The organism is Thalassospira sp. MCCC 1A01148, assembly GCF_001613795.1.
GTDB lineage: Bacteria > Pseudomonadota > Alphaproteobacteria > Rhodospirillales > Thalassospiraceae > Thalassospira.
Genome location: NZ_LPVZ01000020.1, coordinates 59,276 through 74,927, shown reverse-complemented (window position 1 = coordinate 74,927; position 15,652 = coordinate 59,276). Strand labels below are relative to the sequence as shown.

The following is a 15,652-nucleotide window of genomic DNA, read 5'->3' as shown; positions in this document are numbered from 1 at the left end:
ATCTGCTTCCCCTTGTTTCGTGCCCGTTACTCGGCGGCCTTGTCGAGGTTGTAGGGCGGCTTTTCCAGACCGGCGGGGGATCGGGTAAATACTTCAAACCCGTCTTCCGTCACGCCGAGCGAATGTTCAAACTGTGCAGACAGTTTGCGGTCTCGCGTTACGGCTGTCCAGCCATCGGGCAAAATTTTACACGCATAAGTTCCCTGGTTGATCATTGGCTCAATCGTAAAGATCATGCCCGGTTCGAGAACCAGCCCTTCGCCCGGCTTGCCGTAATGCAGGACATTCGGCGCATCGTGGAACACCTGACCCAGCCCGTGACCACAGAAATCACGCACCACCGAAAAACGCTCGCTTTCGGCATAGGACTGGATGGCATAGCCAATATCGCCAAGGGTTGCGCCCGGCTTAACGGCATTGATGCCGCGCCAAAGCGACTCATAGGTCACATCAACAAGACGCTGGGCCATCACCTTCGGTGTGCCGGCGATATACATGCGCGACGTATCGCCATACCAGCCATCAAGAATGACCGTGACATCGATATTCATGATGTCGCCATTGGCCAGTTTCTTGTCACCGGGAATGCCGTGGCAGACGACATGGTTGATTGACGTACAGGTCGATTTCGGAAAACCGCGATAGCCAAGGCAGGCCGAGATCGCGTTGTGGTCACGGATATATTCATCACACAGGCGATCCAGTTCGCCCGTGGTGACACCCGGAACCACATGCGGTGTGATCATATCAAGCACTTCTGCTGCCAGCTTGCCAGCGGCGCGCATGCCTTCAAATGCTTCGGGGCCGTGAAGTTTGACTGTTCCGTTCGCCACCCGAAAATCTCCTTAAACTCGGCTAGGTATATAACTGTTTTATAGCCCAATGACATAAAGCCACCGGCCAGAATTGGCAAGGATTGGCTGATATGCGCGGGATTTGATGCTTATAGCCCGGTGATCGGAAGCGGGTTTCGGACCGTCACGGCACTGGTATCAATCGCGCAGTCATAGGCAATGGCCTCAACCCCGCTGTTTCGTGCCGCCTTGAAGCGTTCGCCATAATGCGGGTCGATGTCGGTCGCCAGTGTGAAACGATCACAATCGGTGCGCTGGATCAGGTAAAACATCACCGCTCGGTGACCCTCGGCAACCATATCGGCCATTTCATCGAGGTGCTTTGCCCCGCGTGCGGTGACGGCATCGGGGAATTCGGCAAGACCTGGAATCTCGTCATCGCGTTTGAGGTGCACGTTCTTGACCTCGACATAACAAAGGCCGCGGTCCGGATCGGACAGCAGGATATCAATCCGTGAATTCTTGCCGTATTTGACCTCGCGCTTGAGGCTTTCATAGCCCGTCAGTTCGGGAATTTTCCCGGCAAGGATTGCTTCTTCGACAATGGCATTCGGGTGGGCAGTATTGATGCCGACCCATGCATCACCGATCTGGCAAAGTTCCCAGCTGTATTTCAATTTGCGCTTCGGATTGTCTGATTGCGACAGCCAGACATCAATCCCCGGCTCCTTAAGCCCGATCATCCCGCCCGGATTGGCGCAATGGGCGGTAATGACTTCGCCACTATCAAGTTCAACATCGGCGAGAAACCGTTTGTAGCGTTTGATCAGCTTGCCGTGGATCAGGGGTTGGGGAAGTTGCATACCTTGCCTTTTGATGCTGTAAAAGTCTGGGAAGGAGGGTGGTTAAACTTGCATCAAGTCAGTTTGATATCAATGTCCAAACAAATAGGAGTTTTTTTAGGGTCCAGTGGCCTGATCCGATTTGTCGGCAAAAATTCGTATTGGAAACCCTTTTCATTCGATAACACAAATTTTATCCGTAAAAAATCATTCATTTCCGGTTGAAATTTTCAAATTGATGTTGATCTTAGAGTATAGCCCTTCCACCGCAGTAGGTGTGTGGAAGGATTCCCGGTTAGTGCTAGTTGCTTGGGAATATTGGCCACACTAAGAAGCAGAGGCAGATTGGGTACACCCTGCTTTTCGATCACCAAGATTCCCTGATTGCACGCCAAAATATATGCTCGGGGAGAATCAAAATGAATCTTGGACAATTCCGTATCTCGACCAAAGTGATCACAGTCATAGCTGTTCTTGCAGTATGTCTGGGTGTGAACACGACTGCCGGTATATGGGGCCTTGATCGGCTTTTTGACGTATCCGAGCGCAGTCAGACAGCCGCCGAAGAAGCAAGCGACGGCGGTCACCTGTTGCGTGTTGTTACCTCGCTCAATCGAGCCGAATTCCGTATTGCTGCAGATCCGTCGCCTGAAACGGTTGCTGAGATGAGAACAGTCATCGACGAGGAGCGAAAACAGTTTCGCGAAACCATCGAAAAACTAAAGGAAACAGCAGGCGAGGCGCAGGGCAGAGAACTTGATGAGATATTTGCCCGTTATGAGTCCTACCGGGATCAGGTAACCTCAACGATAAACGTCGCCGCTCAGGGCAGCGGCGAAGACATCGGAACGCTACGTGAAAATCTTGTAAATCTGGCGCAGAACCACCGTGTCAATGCAGGCGAACTCAATGATTATATTCGTGACTATCTTGAGATCGCCGAAAACCGGATGCAGATGCTTGAAGCAGAATCTTTCGCGGTGTTCGATGCAACGCGCCGGGGTATGGTTATTTTTGCTGTTGTCGCGATTGTGATCGGCTTTGGTATGGGAATGTACATTTCCCGCCAAGGTATCATCAATCCTATCCGTGGCATTGTCAGTGTCCTCAAGCAGCTTGCTGATGGGCATCTCGAAGCCAAGCTTTATGGTGTCGGTCGCAAAGACGAGATCGGCGATATCGCGCAGACCATGCAGGTCTTCCAGAAGAATATGCTGCGCACACGTCAGCTCGAAGAAGAGGCGGAAGAAAAAGAACGCATTGCGGAAGAACGCAGGATCAAGCAACTAAATAAAATGGCTGATGATTTTGAAAATACTGTTGGCAGTGTGGTTTCAATCGTCTCATCTGCATCTGTCCAGCTTGAAGCTGCGGCCGAAACCTTGACCTCCACACTTGATGAAGCCAATTCGCAGGCAACCACAGTCGCGTCTGCATCCAATCAGGCGTCAACTAACGTTGAAACGGTGGCTGCTGCCTGTGAACAACTTGCCTCATCCATCGGTGAAATTGGCCAGCAGATGCAAAACGCGACTAACATCACAGGCTCTGCTGACGAAAATGCCAATCAAACCCGACTCACGGCTGAACAAATGGTGGTTTCCGTTCAGAAGATTGGAGAGGTTGTCACCTTGATCCAGGATATTGCGTCGCAGACCAACCTGTTGGCGCTTAATGCAACCATCGAGGCCGCCCGTGCGGGGGACGCTGGCAAGGGCTTTGCCGTCGTTGCAAGCGAAGTGAAAAACCTTGCAACCCAGACCGCCAAGGCAACCGAAGATATTACCAATCACATCGAAGAGGTACAGACCGTTACCAAGACAACGGCGCGTGCTATCGAGGATATTTCCTCGGTGATTGCAGAGGTGCGCGATACCTCGATCACGATTTCCGCGGCCGTCGAACAACAGGATGCCGCAACCCAGGAAATCGCACGAAATGTCAGTCAGGCGTCTGAGGGCACGAATGAGGTAACCTCGGCGATCACCCAAGTCACGGAAGCTGCCCATGACGGTGGGCAAGCTGCCAGCGAGGTTTTGACAAGCGCACGCGACTTGTCGCGTTCCGCAGATACGCTGCGCGTCGAAGTGGACAAGTTTGTTGAAGCTGTACGCGCAGCATAGCCACTAGCGTCGAACTTCGCAGGGCGAGCCTGACGTGCGCCCGTCAATCTCAAATGCCAAGCCAAAGTGTCGTCTCGCACAGCGGTTTGGTTTGGCTTTTAATCTGCTGCACCATGGCGCAAATTTTTGCGCTATGCGGGCGCGCTGTGGCCAACTGTCCTGACAGAAACTGTCATGTGACGGGCGTTACGAGACTGCCAATTTTGCGGCAAACAGGGCATACATCAACCCCTTGCAGCAACAACCCTTTAGCGGAGCCATCATGCGTCAAAGCCTGCGCGATAAAATCATTGCCGTTTGCGATCGGAAAATCGCGCAAAAGGGGCCGGATGTCGGCCTGTCATTCTATGCGTTCTTTGCCAATCGCAATGATGACCCGGATACCTTGATGGAGGCCGCAACCTGGTGGATCAAAACCCACGAACTTGACCACTTTGAAAAGGCGACCAAGATCCGCGGGATGGTCTCAGCCGGGAAGTGATCCCGGCTTGATCCGGCTTTATTGCTTTTTCGCGTCATCACCGAGGAAATCAACAAGGCTGACCTGACCCGATCCACGGCGCAGCGGTTTGGGTTGGCTTTCATCCGGGGCCCAGGCGGTCAGATAGATCACCTGAAACTTGGCATGGATGCGGCCGTCAGGGCGGGCATGGCGTTCGTGGTAAATCGCCGCTGCCCGCGCAAGCGTGCTGCGTTTGGTGAATTTCCTGGATCGTTTGGCGATCAGGTTGCTTTCACCCATCCCTGACAGATCACGCATCAGTTTCAGGGCATCGGGATAGTCAATATAGATATCATCGGCATCGACCACCGGCAGGGCAAAGCCACTGCGTTGCAGGAGCGATCCGGCATCCTTGACGTCGACGAACGGTGAAACGCGCGGTGATACGCCACCTTCTTCCTCGGCCTCTGCCGTCATCAGCGCTTCGCGCAGGTCCTTGAGCGTCTCGCCGCCGAGCAGGCAGGCAAGGAACAACCCATCGGGTTTCAACGCACGACGCGCCTGAAGCAACATGCCGGGCAGGTCATTGACCCAGTGAAGCGACAGGTTGGACAGGATCAGATCAAGCGATCCTTCGGCAAAGGGCAGGAATTCCTCGTCGGCCACCAGCGTACCTTTACCGTTCTTGGCCTGTGCGGCCTTGGCATAGCCCTGCGAAATATCGCTTTGATACAGCGTTTCAATGCCGCCGCGGGTGCCAATGATCTGGCCCATCTCACCGCTGTGGCAGCCAAGGTCAACCACCAGCGGGAATTTACGGGTGGTGTCATCAAGGCGATCGGCAAGGCGCTCGGCGGTTTCGGCAAACAGGAAATTATAATCCTGTGCCTTGGTGGCCGCGCGGTCGCGGCGCATTTTCAGGATGTCTCGATCAAAGACGGTGATCGGATCGGCCATGGGGCGGGAAGCTCCGGCTAAGTCAGTTAAACAGGTTACGACTTAGATAGAGGCTCTTTCCCCAAGACGCAATCAACCTTCTGCGCCGCCTGCCATACGCATCGGGAATACACCCCGACGCAGGACCCAGCGTGACGGGCTGAAGCTAAGAAGGCGTTCGGCACCAACGAATTGCGTGACCATGGCGCCACCCATCACAATGTCTGCCGTGCCGGTCAGTTGCAACATGTCACCAGTGGTAAAGTCGACAAACACCAAGCCTGCCAGCGGATTGATCACAAGATTGCCCAGCGTGTTGAAGAACCGGTTTCCGGCATAATCGGGAATGATCAGGGCACCCGTATCGTCAATTGTGACAAAGCCGGGCGGGCCGCCGCGATGGGAAACATCGACTTCGCGCCCACGATCCGGCGCAGCGTTATCGACATAGGACGCGATAAAAAACGTATCACTCCGGGAGATGAAGTCGCGGACATCCTTGGTCAATGTCACACCCGTTTGTGGTGACTTCCGCAAATCTTGGCTTTGCAGATATTCCACATCCGGTGCGAACGCAAGGTTGCGCGGATGGATGTATTTCGGACAATTGCCAAAACTGTGACCGACCTTGATGTCAAAGGATGTCTCATTCCGGCGAAAAATTGTCCCATTCAGACGGTTTCTGCGCCGTGTGTGCAGTTCGATCCCCAAAAGACCGATACCATCACCGTCATTCAGGCCGATATCTGCCGGATCGGTTTGATCGCGGGGTAACGTCACGGACAGGTGATAGGGATCGGTGGCAAACAGGAAACCCGGACGGTTGGCACGAAGCGTTGCCCATGGATTGCCATCACCATCAACCGTGCCCAGTACAGCAAAGGGCAATTGCGGATAAAACAGGCGATGTTGTTCGATCATGTGATCGCGCAGCACCTTGCGCCCGACCTCCTCCATGCGGGCATCAACGCCAAGGATTTCCTGAAGGCGCACTTCCCCGGCATGCCAGGGCGATGGGGTGCGCCCTGGCGTTTTTTGGGGGGCAGTGCGGTGGGTGGTCGTATCAGAATGATCAGACATCTGGGGTTGCTTTGTTTTAGGGGGCAAGGTGGCGCAGTGGCGCAAGAAGGGTGCTTGATCAGGCAGATTTCAGCATTTCTTCTGGCGCATGCATGAAGGGCACAAAACCCGCCAGGTCTTCGATGCGTTTCAGCCAATCGCGCACTTTGCCATAGGCCGCCAAATCGACATTGCCTTCCGGCGCACGGGCGACGTAGCTGTAAAGTGCGACATCGGCGATGGTCGGATGGCTTGCGGCCAGCCAGTCATTGGTTTTCAGGTGATCTTCGATGTTGCCAAGTACCGCGTGGGCGCGCGAGATGACTTCATCTGCGTCAAACGGTGCACCAAACAGTGTGATCAGGCGTGCCGCAGCCGGACCAAAGGCGATCTGTCCGGCGGCAATCGAAAGCCAGCGCTGAACACGTGCGGCACCCTCTGCATCTTCGGGAAGCCAGTTGGTCGCGCCGGTTTTTTTCGCCAGATAAACCATGATGGCGTTGGAATCCGTGATCACTTTATCGCCGTCTTCCAGGACAGGGACCTGACCGAGGGGATTGAGTTTCAGGAATTCGGGCGATTTATGTGCACCATTGGCAAGGTCGACCTCAACCAGTTCATGTTCAAGGCCCAGAAGGCCAAGGAACAGGCGGGCGCGGTGGGCGTGGCCGGAAATCGGATGGTGATAAAGTTTCATGTCAGGTTTCCTTGAGAGAGTGGAACTGACGTGATGATGTCTGTTTCGATAAAATTATGGAATAATCGAATTATGCAATTTATTATTCCGATTATTGCAATAATTAGCTGACTGCAAGGTGGCGCGAATGGACCGTTTCAATGCCATGAATATCTTTGTGCGCGTGGCAGAGGAGCAGGGCTTTGCCGCGGCTGCCCGTTCACTCAATATAAGCCCGGCGGCGGTGACCCGCACAATCGCGCAGCTTGAACAGATCATTGGCGCACGTCTTCTGGTTCGGACCACCCGTTCGGTTACCCTGACGGACGCAGGTGTTCGCTATCTGGCGGATTGCAAGCGACTTTTAAGTGACCTGAAAGAAGTCGAGGCCGCAGCAGGCGGGGCATATGCCAAGCCAAGCGGGATGTTGACCATCACTGCACCGGTTCAGTTCGGGCAGATGCATGTCGCCCCGATTGTCGGGCAATATCTTGACGCCTATCCTGATATGCGCGCACGCCTTTTGCTGTTTGATCGTATTGTCAATATTGTCGAAGAAGGCATCGATCTTGCGGTGCGTATTGGTGAGCTTGCCGACTCAACGCTGAGTGCTGTGCGGATCGGGCAGGTGTCCCAGACCGTTTGTGCGTCGCCAGAATACTTTGCCAGACATGGAATGCCCAAGACGCCATCGGACCTTGCGGCGCACCGAATTGTCGCCACCACCGGATCATCAGCGCGTCTGGACTGGCAATTCAAATCACCGGATGGCAGTGGCCGTAAAATCAACGTGTCACCGGATGCCAGATGGCAAACCAATTCGATAGCAGCCGCACGAAACGCCGCCCTTGATGGTTGGGGTATTGTTCGGATGCTGTCCTATCAAGCGGCACCGTTTATTGATGATGGCCGATTGGTCGCCGTGCTGGAGGACTGCGCCCTTGAGCCAGTGCCAATTCATCTGGTCCATCCCGAAGGCCGCAACGCCCCGGCGAAGGTCAGGGCATTTATCGACATGGCCGCAGAAAAACTGCGGGCAAATCCGTTGTTTGATTTTGGCTAATTCAATCCCTGCGTGTGGTATGCTATTGCCGATTTAAAGGTGATCGCGGAATTCAATGCAGATGATCGACTGGGTTCGAACAGCGGCAACCATGGGCATCAATGCCATTCTGCCGCCGCGTTGCGGCGGGTGCGGCGAGGTAACCGATACCACCCATGCTGTCTGTGCCGATTGTTGGGCGGGATTGCGATTTATCTCCGCACCGCATTGTTCTTGCTGTGGCTATCCATTTGAACTGGATGATGGTGTGCCGGGCAGTGGTGACGACACTGACGGTGGTCGTATGTTGTGCGTGGCCTGTCTGCAAAAGAAACCGGCCTTTGATCAGGCGCGTGCAGCACTGGTCTATGACGATCACAGCCGGGATTACCTTTTGCGGTTCAAGCATGCGGATCGCGGTGATCTGACGCCACTTCTTGCGCGATGGGTTTATCAGGCGGGCAGCGGTATCTGGGATCAGGCTGATCTGATCGTGCCCGTGCCATTGCATCGGCGCAGGCTGCTAAAACGGCGTTATAACCAATCGGGCCTGTTGGCCGCAAAGCTTGCGCGCATGACGGGCGTGCCATGGGATGGGCTGGTTCTGGCCCGTCACCGCAACACAAGAAGCCTTGGCGGGCTTGGGCCGTCTTCACGCAAACGCGAAGTTGGCGGGGCATTTGTTGTCGATGAAGTCCGTGCCGAGACATGCAATCTCGCGGGCGCGCGGATTGTATTGATTGACGATGTGCTAACCACCGGGGCGACGGCCAATGCCTGTGTCCGGGCGTTAAGGCAATCAGGTGCCATGCACGTATCTGTGATCACAGTTGCACGTGTCGTGCGATGACGCATTCTATTAATTCTGATATACAGCGCTCATCTGAACATAATTTCGCACCGTACCAGACGCAGTAGACCCGATAATCCGGGGCATTCGCGATGATCGGTTGCCAAAGAAAGGATGTATGCCACATGGCAAAAGTTGAAGTGTATGCCACCGAATGGTGCCCGTATTGCAAGCGTGCGCGCAAGCTGCTTGAGGAAAAGGGTGCCAAATACCAGCTCATCGACGTGATGATGGAACCGCGCCGCAAGAAAGAGATGATGGATCGTGCCAATGGCAAGCACACTGTGCCGCAGATCTTCATCAATGACGAACATATTGGCGGCTGTGACGAACTGATGGCGCTCGAAGCTGCCGACAAGCTTGAAGCCAAACTGTCTGCCTGAGAGCCAATTGGCTGATTAACGGCAATAGTCATACAAAACCCCGGTCAGTTTGGCCGGGGTTTTCATTTGTCTGATGATTGCGGTGTTAGCCGAATGTGGCTTCCATTTCCTTGCGAAAGGCAATCGCCGGGTCCTTGGCATCAAATTCGACATCATCCCAGGTGAGCGTCTGATCCATCGCCACCGGGCGCTTGATCTTGAGATGATGCGCAAGACCGATGGGCAGGGCACTGCGCGCCTTTGAGGTCAAGGCCGGCATCAGTTTGCCATACACTGTATAGCCGCCCTCGCCATCAAGCATTTCACCGGGTTTAAGATCACGCTTGGCGGTGGCGACCGCGTCACCCGACCAAGCGCGCGATGTGCCGGTGGCCTCCCCGCGCAGGGCGGCTGAGGCCACGGAAATGCCAAGTTCCAACCCGATCAGGTGATAGGGTTTATACATGGTCGAATATTGTCCGCTTGGGTCGGTCAGAAGGCCATATTCATTAAAGCAGCGCGCGACATATTCGCTTGGGGCCTCAAACGTCACATAAACGCCCCAGCGCAGATCGCGAAACACCGGACGGGTATCGCGTTCAAGGCTTGAAACCACTTCGACCGTGCCTTTGCGATCAAGGATGCCACCACTTTCACGCGGGCATAGAAGACGGGGCAGATCGTCAACGCTACAGGCCGGGAACTGCAATCCGCAATCCTGCGGCACAAGATCGCAGGCATTGGATACAGCCGCCATTTCAATGGCGGACTTGGTGCCATCAAGGAAGCTGTTGAAAATTTGCGGGTTCATGCCGCCCGCCTGCGCCTGTTCAGGTGTCAGGCCATAGTGATGCCAGACATCATCGGGCGTGACATGATGATAGATCGGAAGATATTTGGTGCCCTTGCCTGCACAGGTCACGGGCAGGCCAATTGCGCGGGCCCAATCGACCATTTCCGAAATCAGGGCCGGTTGATCGCCATAGGCCATGGAATAAACAAGACCTGCGGCCTCGGCCCGTTTGGCAAGAAGTGGGCCGGCAAGGACATCGGCCTCGACATTGACCATGACGATATGGCGGCCATATTCGATTGCCTTAAGCGCAAAGCGAATACCGGCTGCGGGACTGCCGGTGGCATCAATGATGACTTCAAGCCCGTCTGCGGCGATCAGGGCATCGGCATCCTCGGTAATCCAGGTGGTGCCATCCCGGTAAGCCGATGCGCTGTCCCTGGCGGCGAACTGATCATCGGACCAGCCGACACGGCGCAAGGCGGCCTTGGCACGGTCGATACTCAGATCCGCAATGCCCAGAACGTGATAGCCTGGATGGTGTCCGGCCTGACTTAAAAACATCGATCCGAATTTGCCGGCGCCGATGATGCCAACTCGTACGGGATTGCCTTCATCTGCGCGCTTGCGCAGTTTTGTATCAAGGTTCATTGGCGTTCCTCCCAGACAGGAAACTTGTCGTTCTTATATGGTTCTGCCTTTGCAACGCGGGCGGGTCATTGTCAGATTTTATGAAGGAGTTGGGGGTTGGTGGTGCGAAGGGCGACGAAAAGGCGGGCTGTTGGTGGCAGCGAGGGGCAGGTCAGCTTGGTTATTGCATTCGGGAAACCAGACGGTCACGCGCACTACGCCCATGATCGCGGGCCAGTTTCTCCGCAAGAGGACCATCGCCGACACAGATGGCATCGGCGATGGCCTGATGTTCGGTCCAGATCGGATCACGGGGGTAACCAATCTGGATATAGGCATGCATCACGCGCCTGATCTGAAGCCAGACTGCGGCTGATGCTTCGGGCAACAGGGGATTGCCCGACAGGCGGTAGATCGTTTGATGAAATGCGACGTCGGCTGCAACAAGTTCTGCGGTGTCGCCGCTGCCCAGAGCGTGGTGTCCCTGTTGAATGGCAGCCCGCAAAGCCGATTCCCGATCCGATGCCTTGGTTTCAGCAGCCAAACGGGCCGCAAGCCCGTCAAATGCTTCTCGCAGGTCATAAACGTGACGGACCAGTTCACTGTCGACAGGCGCAACGCGATATCCGCGTCGTCCCATTGGTTCGACAAGTCCGTCACGGCGCAGCAACCCCAGAGCTTGCAACACTGGTTGCCGCGAGACATTGAGTTCCTCGGCAATGGCTTCCTGACGCAATGGCGTCCCGGGAGGGAGTGCACCGGAACACAAGGCATCGACCAGGCGGTCATGCACTTCGTCAGTCAGACTTTTTCGGCCGGAAAGAGGTTCCATCTTCGATCCTCATTGGGTGTGCGGAATACTGTATACACTAATTTCTTTTTTGGAAAGAATGAATTTGCGGTGATGAATCCTTTGGGTTGCATCCGCCAAAGGAGCGTATGCGGTTTCGGTCGAAATCGACCTGCGCTATTCCAATTGTCTATTGCCGCCCTGGATCATGCGGCCCATCATGATGTTGGATAATGATAAAAAGGAGACTGCGTCATGACCCGTTTCATTGCGGCCTGCGTTCAGGTCAATTCGCGCGATGTCATGTCTGATAACCTTGCGCGTGCGGCAACCTATGCCCGCGATGCGCATGCGGCCGGGGCCAGACTGATCGCCTTTCCCGAAAACGTGTCGATGATGTCCTTTGGCGGATCAAATGTGCGTGCCGCTGCCTTCCCCGAAGACGAACATCCCGGTCTGGTCTTTTTCTGCGATCTGGCCGAGGAACTAAAATCAACCCTGATCGTCGGATCCCTGCATGTCAACGTGCCGGGCGAAGACCGTGTGGCAAACCGGTGTTTTGTGATCGGTCCGGATGGCAAGGTCATCACATCCTATGACAAGATCCACATGTTTGATGTCGATCTTGCCAATGGCGAAAGCTATCGCGAAAGCAAGACCTTCCGGCCCGGCGATGCGGCCCGACTGGCCGAAACCGAATGTGGCATGGTGGGGGTATCTATTTGCTATGACGTGCGTTTCCCGCACCTGTTTCGTGATTATGCCAAGGCGGGCGCGCAAATCCTGAGCATCCCGGCCGCCTTTACCCGCACCACCGGGCAGGCGCATTGGCATACCCTTTTAAAGGCACGTGCGATTGAAAACGGTTGTTTTGTGATTGCGGCAGCCCAGTGCGGCGATCATCCGGGCGACCGCCAGACCTTTGGCCATTCGCTGATCATTGATCCGTGGGGGCAGGTGCTGGCTGATGGTGGCACCGATCCGGGTTTCATCACCGCAGAAATTGATCTGACGCGCGTTGATGAAATTCGCCGGATGGTGCCATCGCTTGGCAATGATCGGGAATATAAACCCTGCTAGTTATCTTTGATCGAAGTGGTCAGGCGTAACTGACCACTTCGAATTCGATGTCGTTTTCATCACGGAAATAGAATCGGCGACCGGGTTCGTAATCGGCATGGTTAAAGGTTTCGATGCCGTCCGCCTTGATCTTTGCCTCGGTCGCATCAAGGTCATCAACGACAATTCCCAGATGGTTCAGCCCACCAATCGTGGCATAGGAATTTTCCTGTCCCTGCTTTGGCGTACCAAGGGCATAGATCGCCACATAGCTTTCATCATTGCCGACGTGATAGGTCAGCCCATCATGAATGGCCGGGCCCTGCCAGCGCACGTGCCAGCCAAACCAGTTGCACAGGTTTGCAGCAGTTTTCACCGGGTCTGCGACCGTGAAATTCACATGTTCGAGAAATGCAGCAGTCATGGTGTTTCCTTGTCCGTGTGGTTTTGTCTTTGGGTTCCCTTCGTCGTAATTCCTCAACTATGGTTAAGGTCAAGGCCCAATTCCCTTTGCTTTATATAGGAAGCAAATGGTCGTTTGTCGCATCCTCACGCTTTCTCACGCATCCTCACGAAACAGTGTCGCAACGTCATTTCGATTTCTGGCTGTGTCCGGGCACACTGCGTACATCAGGGATTTACAACCGGAGAAACAGCAATGATGTTCAAACAGTTCTTAATCGGATCGGCAGTTGTATTTGGCCTTTCGGGCGCGGCGTTTGCCGGCGAACAATATGTCGATGAAACCGGCTATGCGATCAGCGGATATGACGCGGTGGCCTATTTCAACTTGCCGCAAAAGGATGTCGGCATGATGCAGCCCCACGCCGTACCGGGCCGGGCCGACATTACGGCTGAATATAACGGCGCGACCTGGGCATTTGCGTCCGAGGAAAACCGCGAGATGTTTCTGGCCGATCCGGCAAAATATGCCCCGGCCTTTGACGGGCATTGCGCATACGGGATTGTGAAGGGCGGCAAAGTACCGGCCAACCCCAATCTGTGGCGGATTGTCGACGGGAAGCTTTATCTGAATATTACGCCTGCCGTGGTTGGTTTCTGGAGCGAAGATATTTCAGGCAATATCACTGCCGCCAAGGGCAACTGGACCGACCTTGAAAGCAAGTCAGCGTCGGACAAAAGCTGGATGGCGATTTCAGATAATGATGGCACCTATGATATGGCCGCACCGGTCAAGTAATATTGGTGACGTGCAGACAACAAAAAACGCACCGGCAAACTGGCCGGTGCGTTTTGCATTTCAGGACTGTGATGCAGGGGATCAGCCCGCGATTTCACCGCCATCATTTTTGGTTACAGCCACGACGGACGGACGCGGCGGGATTGCGGCCTGGAAGTCCGGCCAGCGGGTGCTTGGCGCGTCATAGGATGAACCGTCTGCCGGGTGCTGAACGGCAAGAAACAGCGTCTTTCCATCCGGGGTGAATTCCGGACCGCACATCTCAGCGCCTGTTGGGCAGGCAAAGAAGAACTTGGTGAGCGCCCGACCCGGACCATCAACATCGGTGGCATGCATGCCATCAGGAATGTCTGATTTTGGTGCGCCGTCGGTTGAAATCCACAGGCGGCCACGATGGTCGATTGCCATGTTGTCCGGGCAGGAAACCCAGGATTCTGCAGCCGGATGGTACACCGCCTTGTCATCGGCAACGGCCGGATTGCCACCGGCAATCATGATGTCCCAGGTAAAGCGCGACGCGGTGTGATCGGCATCCTTGCCACGACCACCCGGAGGGGTCAGTTCAAGCACGTGACCATGCGGGTTGGCAGCGCGCGGGTTCGGCGCGTTGCCTTCCTTGCGCTTGGAGTTGTTGGTCAGCATGACATAGACCTTGCCGTTGACCGGGTTCGGTTCGACGTCTTCCGGACGGTCCATCTGGGTTGCACCCAGAAGGTCGGCCGCACGGCGGGCCTCGATCAGAACATCCGCCTGACTGTTGAAGTCGTTTTCGGTTGTCAGCGGGCCTTCGCCAAAGATCAGCGGCATCCAGTCAAGGCTGCCATCTTCGTGAAACTTGGCAACAAACAGGGTGCCGTTTTCCAGAAGGTCCATGTTCGCTGCGCGATCATTCGGATTGTATTTGTTCGCAGCCACGAATTTGTAGAGATAGTCGAAGCGCTGATCATCACCGGAATAGGCAACAACGGAGTTGTCCTTGTTGATGATGACGGTGGCACCTTCGTGCTTGAAGCGGCCAAGAGCGGTACGTTTTTTCGGCATCGAGGTCGGATCATACGGATCGATTTCAACCATCCAGCCAAACTTGTTCGGCTCGTTCGGGTCTTTTTCGACATTGAAGCGGTCGAAATATTTGACCCACGAGTACCAGCTGTCCTTGCTGATGCCCAAACGCTTGTAGTTGCGTTCTTCGCTGGTCTTGGCGATATCGCCGCCAAAGTAACCGTTGAAGTTTTCTTCGGCGATCAGAACCGTGCCCCACGGGGTTTTACCGCCCGCACAGTTGTTAAGCGTACCGATGACACGGGTACCGGTCGGGTCGGTGTTGGTCTTGAGGCGGTCATGACCAGCAGCCGGGCCGGTAATCTGCATTTCGGTATCGATCGGGGAAATGCGGCGCGCATAATCGGACCCGTCAACAACCTGCCATTTGCCACCGGTTTTCTTGACTTCGATGACTGAATGGCCGTGGGCTGCGATTTCGTGCAGGGCCTGTTCCTCGGATGCATCCATCCCGTCTTTAAGGCCTGACCACATCAGTTCGGCATTGGTGTATTCGTGGCTGACGCACAGAAGGCCGTGGTCAGAATTTTGGGATCCGACCGGAAGCGGCATGTAGCCAACATAGTCGCAGTTATAACCAAACTGTTTGTTCTGTGCCTTGGCGTCGACCTGACCCGGAACGAATGCCGGTGCATCGGCGACGACCTTGTCGCCCCAACGGATCAGCACACTGGCGTCATAGCCATCAGCAACTGCATGGGTTTCGGTGATCTTCTGCGGGATCGATTTGAAGGTCAGGGTGGAGGCTGATTGTGCCTTGGCAACACCCTTGGTCGCGATACCGGCGCCTACAACGGCCGACGTCGCCATCAGGCCCTTGAAAAAGCCACGGCGGGAAAAGCGTGCATTGATCAAATCGTCAATGCGTGGATTGGTGGTCGGGTTGGATGGGATATCGTCGCTATCTTCGATGATTTCGTATTTATCGCTCATGGCTTTTCTCTCTCTTCACACCATTGCCTGAAACAGCAGCAGCGAAGATGCCAGAAAC

Annotated in this window: 16 protein-coding genes; 7 read left to right on the top strand and 9 right to left on the bottom strand. The window is 55.0% G+C overall.

The window, feature by feature from the left end:
• Positions 1–26: 26 nt before the first annotated feature.
• Together map and sfsA are read right to left on the bottom strand one after the other, a co-directional pair.
• On the bottom strand, positions 27–833 hold the full coding sequence (map, locus tag AUQ43_RS09925; protein WP_062956115.1) for a type I methionyl aminopeptidase: 807 nt from the start codon (positions 831–833) through the stop codon (positions 27–29).
• Positions 834–943: 110 nt separating this feature from the next.
• Positions 944–1,657: a DNA/RNA nuclease SfsA gene (gene sfsA, locus AUQ43_RS09920; protein WP_062956114.1), complete on the bottom strand. Its 714-nt coding sequence runs from the start codon at positions 1,655–1,657 to the stop codon at positions 944–946.
• 398 nt (positions 1,658–2,055) lie between these two features.
• Here sfsA and AUQ43_RS09915 point away from each other — a divergent pair, with 398 nt between their 5' ends.
• Entirely contained in the window at positions 2,056–3,759 is a 1,704-nt protein-coding gene (locus tag AUQ43_RS09915) for a methyl-accepting chemotaxis protein (protein WP_062956113.1), read from the top strand.
• A 262-nt stretch (positions 3,760–4,021) separates the two neighbouring features.
• Positions 4,022–4,240, top strand: coding sequence for a DUF6500 family protein (locus AUQ43_RS09910; protein WP_062956112.1), 219 nt, complete (start codon positions 4,022–4,024; stop codon positions 4,238–4,240).
• Positions 4,241–4,258: 18 nt separating this feature from the next.
• Here AUQ43_RS09910 and AUQ43_RS09905 read toward each other — a convergent pair whose 3' ends face one another.
• From AUQ43_RS09905 to AUQ43_RS09895, 3 genes are all read right to left on the bottom strand, one after another.
• Complete coding sequence (locus tag AUQ43_RS09905; RefSeq protein WP_062956111.1) at positions 4,259–5,158, bottom strand: methyltransferase domain-containing protein; 900 nt, start codon at positions 5,156–5,158, stop codon at positions 4,259–4,261.
• A 72-nt stretch (positions 5,159–5,230) separates the two neighbouring features.
• Positions 5,231–6,217: a pyridoxamine 5'-phosphate oxidase family protein gene (locus AUQ43_RS09900; RefSeq protein WP_062956110.1), complete on the bottom strand. Its 987-nt coding sequence runs from the start codon at positions 6,215–6,217 to the stop codon at positions 5,231–5,233.
• A 58-nt stretch (positions 6,218–6,275) separates the two neighbouring features.
• Positions 6,276–6,893, bottom strand: coding sequence for a glutathione S-transferase family protein (locus AUQ43_RS09895; protein WP_062956109.1), 618 nt, complete (start codon positions 6,891–6,893; stop codon positions 6,276–6,278).
• Between the two features lie 127 nt (positions 6,894–7,020).
• On the opposite strand from AUQ43_RS09895, the gene AUQ43_RS09890 reads away from it, so the two are divergent.
• The 3 genes from AUQ43_RS09890 (at position 7,021) to grxC (ending at position 9,147) form a co-directional block, all read left to right on the top strand.
• A complete protein-coding gene (locus AUQ43_RS09890) occupies positions 7,021–7,935 on the top strand; it encodes a LysR family transcriptional regulator (RefSeq protein ID WP_062956108.1) in 915 nt (304 codons plus the stop codon).
• Positions 7,936–7,996: 61 nt separating this feature from the next.
• A complete protein-coding gene (locus AUQ43_RS09885; protein WP_062957234.1) occupies positions 7,997–8,764 on the top strand; it encodes a ComF family protein in 768 nt (255 codons plus the stop codon).
• 125 nt (positions 8,765–8,889) lie between these two features.
• Positions 8,890–9,147, top strand: a complete 258-nt coding sequence (gene grxC, locus AUQ43_RS09880; RefSeq protein WP_044828127.1) for a glutaredoxin 3 — start codon at positions 8,890–8,892, stop codon at positions 9,145–9,147.
• 85 nt (positions 9,148–9,232) lie between these two features.
• Here the strand turns inward: grxC and AUQ43_RS09875 are convergent, their stop codons facing one another.
• Positions 9,233–10,570, bottom strand: a complete 1,338-nt coding sequence (locus tag AUQ43_RS09875) for an NAD(P)H-dependent oxidoreductase (protein WP_062956107.1) — start codon at positions 10,568–10,570, stop codon at positions 9,233–9,235.
• 160 nt (positions 10,571–10,730) lie between these two features.
• Entirely contained in the window at positions 10,731–11,381 is a 651-nt protein-coding gene (locus AUQ43_RS09870; RefSeq protein WP_062956106.1) for a GntR family transcriptional regulator, read from the bottom strand.
• A gap of 213 nt (positions 11,382–11,594) precedes the next feature.
• Here AUQ43_RS09870 and AUQ43_RS09865 point away from each other — a divergent pair, with 213 nt between their 5' ends.
• Positions 11,595–12,419 carry a carbon-nitrogen hydrolase family protein gene (locus AUQ43_RS09865; protein ID WP_062956105.1) on the top strand — a complete coding sequence of 275 codons (825 nt, stop codon included), beginning with the start codon at positions 11,595–11,597 and terminating at the stop codon, positions 12,417–12,419.
• Positions 12,420–12,438: 19 nt separating this feature from the next.
• Here AUQ43_RS09865 and AUQ43_RS09860 read toward each other — a convergent pair whose 3' ends face one another.
• On the bottom strand, positions 12,439–12,822 hold the full coding sequence (locus AUQ43_RS09860) for a VOC family protein (protein WP_062956104.1): 384 nt from the start codon (positions 12,820–12,822) through the stop codon (positions 12,439–12,441).
• 234 nt (positions 12,823–13,056) lie between these two features.
• On the opposite strand from AUQ43_RS09860, the gene AUQ43_RS09855 reads away from it, so the two are divergent.
• The gene (locus AUQ43_RS09855) at positions 13,057–13,599 is read left to right on the top strand and encodes a YHS domain-containing (seleno)protein (protein ID WP_062956103.1); all 543 of its coding nucleotides are present in this window, start codon (positions 13,057–13,059) and stop codon (positions 13,597–13,599) included.
• Between the two features lie 81 nt (positions 13,600–13,680).
• Here the strand turns inward: AUQ43_RS09855 and AUQ43_RS09850 are convergent, their stop codons facing one another.
• Positions 13,681–15,594, bottom strand: a complete 1,914-nt coding sequence (locus AUQ43_RS09850) for a PhoX family phosphatase (RefSeq protein ID WP_062956102.1) — start codon at positions 15,592–15,594, stop codon at positions 13,681–13,683.
• Positions 15,595–15,652: the final 58 nt, after the last annotated feature.

Coding starts and splice junctions, on each gene's coding strand:
- sfsA (WP_062956114.1), bottom strand. CDS start 1,657: ATGCAACTTCCCCAACCCCTGATCCACGGCAAGCTGATCAAACGCTAC.
- AUQ43_RS09915 (WP_062956113.1), top strand. CDS start 2,056: ATGAATCTTGGACAATTCCGTATCTCGACCAAAGTGATCACAGTCATA.
- AUQ43_RS09910 (WP_062956112.1), top strand. CDS start 4,022: ATGCGTCAAAGCCTGCGCGATAAAATCATTGCCGTTTGCGATCGGAAA.
- AUQ43_RS09905 (WP_062956111.1), bottom strand. CDS start 5,158: ATGGCCGATCCGATCACCGTCTTTGATCGAGACATCCTGAAAATGCGC.
- AUQ43_RS09900 (WP_062956110.1), bottom strand. CDS start 6,217: ATGTCTGATCATTCTGATACGACCACCCACCGCACTGCCCCCCAAAAA.
- AUQ43_RS09895 (WP_062956109.1), bottom strand. CDS start 6,893: ATGAAACTTTATCACCATCCGATTTCCGGCCACGCCCACCGCGCCCGC.
- AUQ43_RS09890 (WP_062956108.1), top strand. CDS start 7,021: ATGGACCGTTTCAATGCCATGAATATCTTTGTGCGCGTGGCAGAGGAG.
- AUQ43_RS09885 (WP_062957234.1), top strand. CDS start 7,997: ATGATCGACTGGGTTCGAACAGCGGCAACCATGGGCATCAATGCCATT.
- grxC (WP_044828127.1), top strand. CDS start 8,890: ATGGCAAAAGTTGAAGTGTATGCCACCGAATGGTGCCCGTATTGCAAG.
- AUQ43_RS09875 (WP_062956107.1), bottom strand. CDS start 10,570: ATGAACCTTGATACAAAACTGCGCAAGCGCGCAGATGAAGGCAATCCC.
- AUQ43_RS09870 (WP_062956106.1), bottom strand. CDS start 11,381: ATGGAACCTCTTTCCGGCCGAAAAAGTCTGACTGACGAAGTGCATGAC.
- AUQ43_RS09865 (WP_062956105.1), top strand. CDS start 11,595: ATGACCCGTTTCATTGCGGCCTGCGTTCAGGTCAATTCGCGCGATGTC.
- AUQ43_RS09860 (WP_062956104.1), bottom strand. CDS start 12,822: ATGACTGCTGCATTTCTCGAACATGTGAATTTCACGGTCGCAGACCCG.
- AUQ43_RS09855 (WP_062956103.1), top strand. CDS start 13,057: ATGATGTTCAAACAGTTCTTAATCGGATCGGCAGTTGTATTTGGCCTT.
- AUQ43_RS09850 (WP_062956102.1), bottom strand. CDS start 15,594: ATGAGCGATAAATACGAAATCATCGAAGATAGCGACGATATCCCATCC.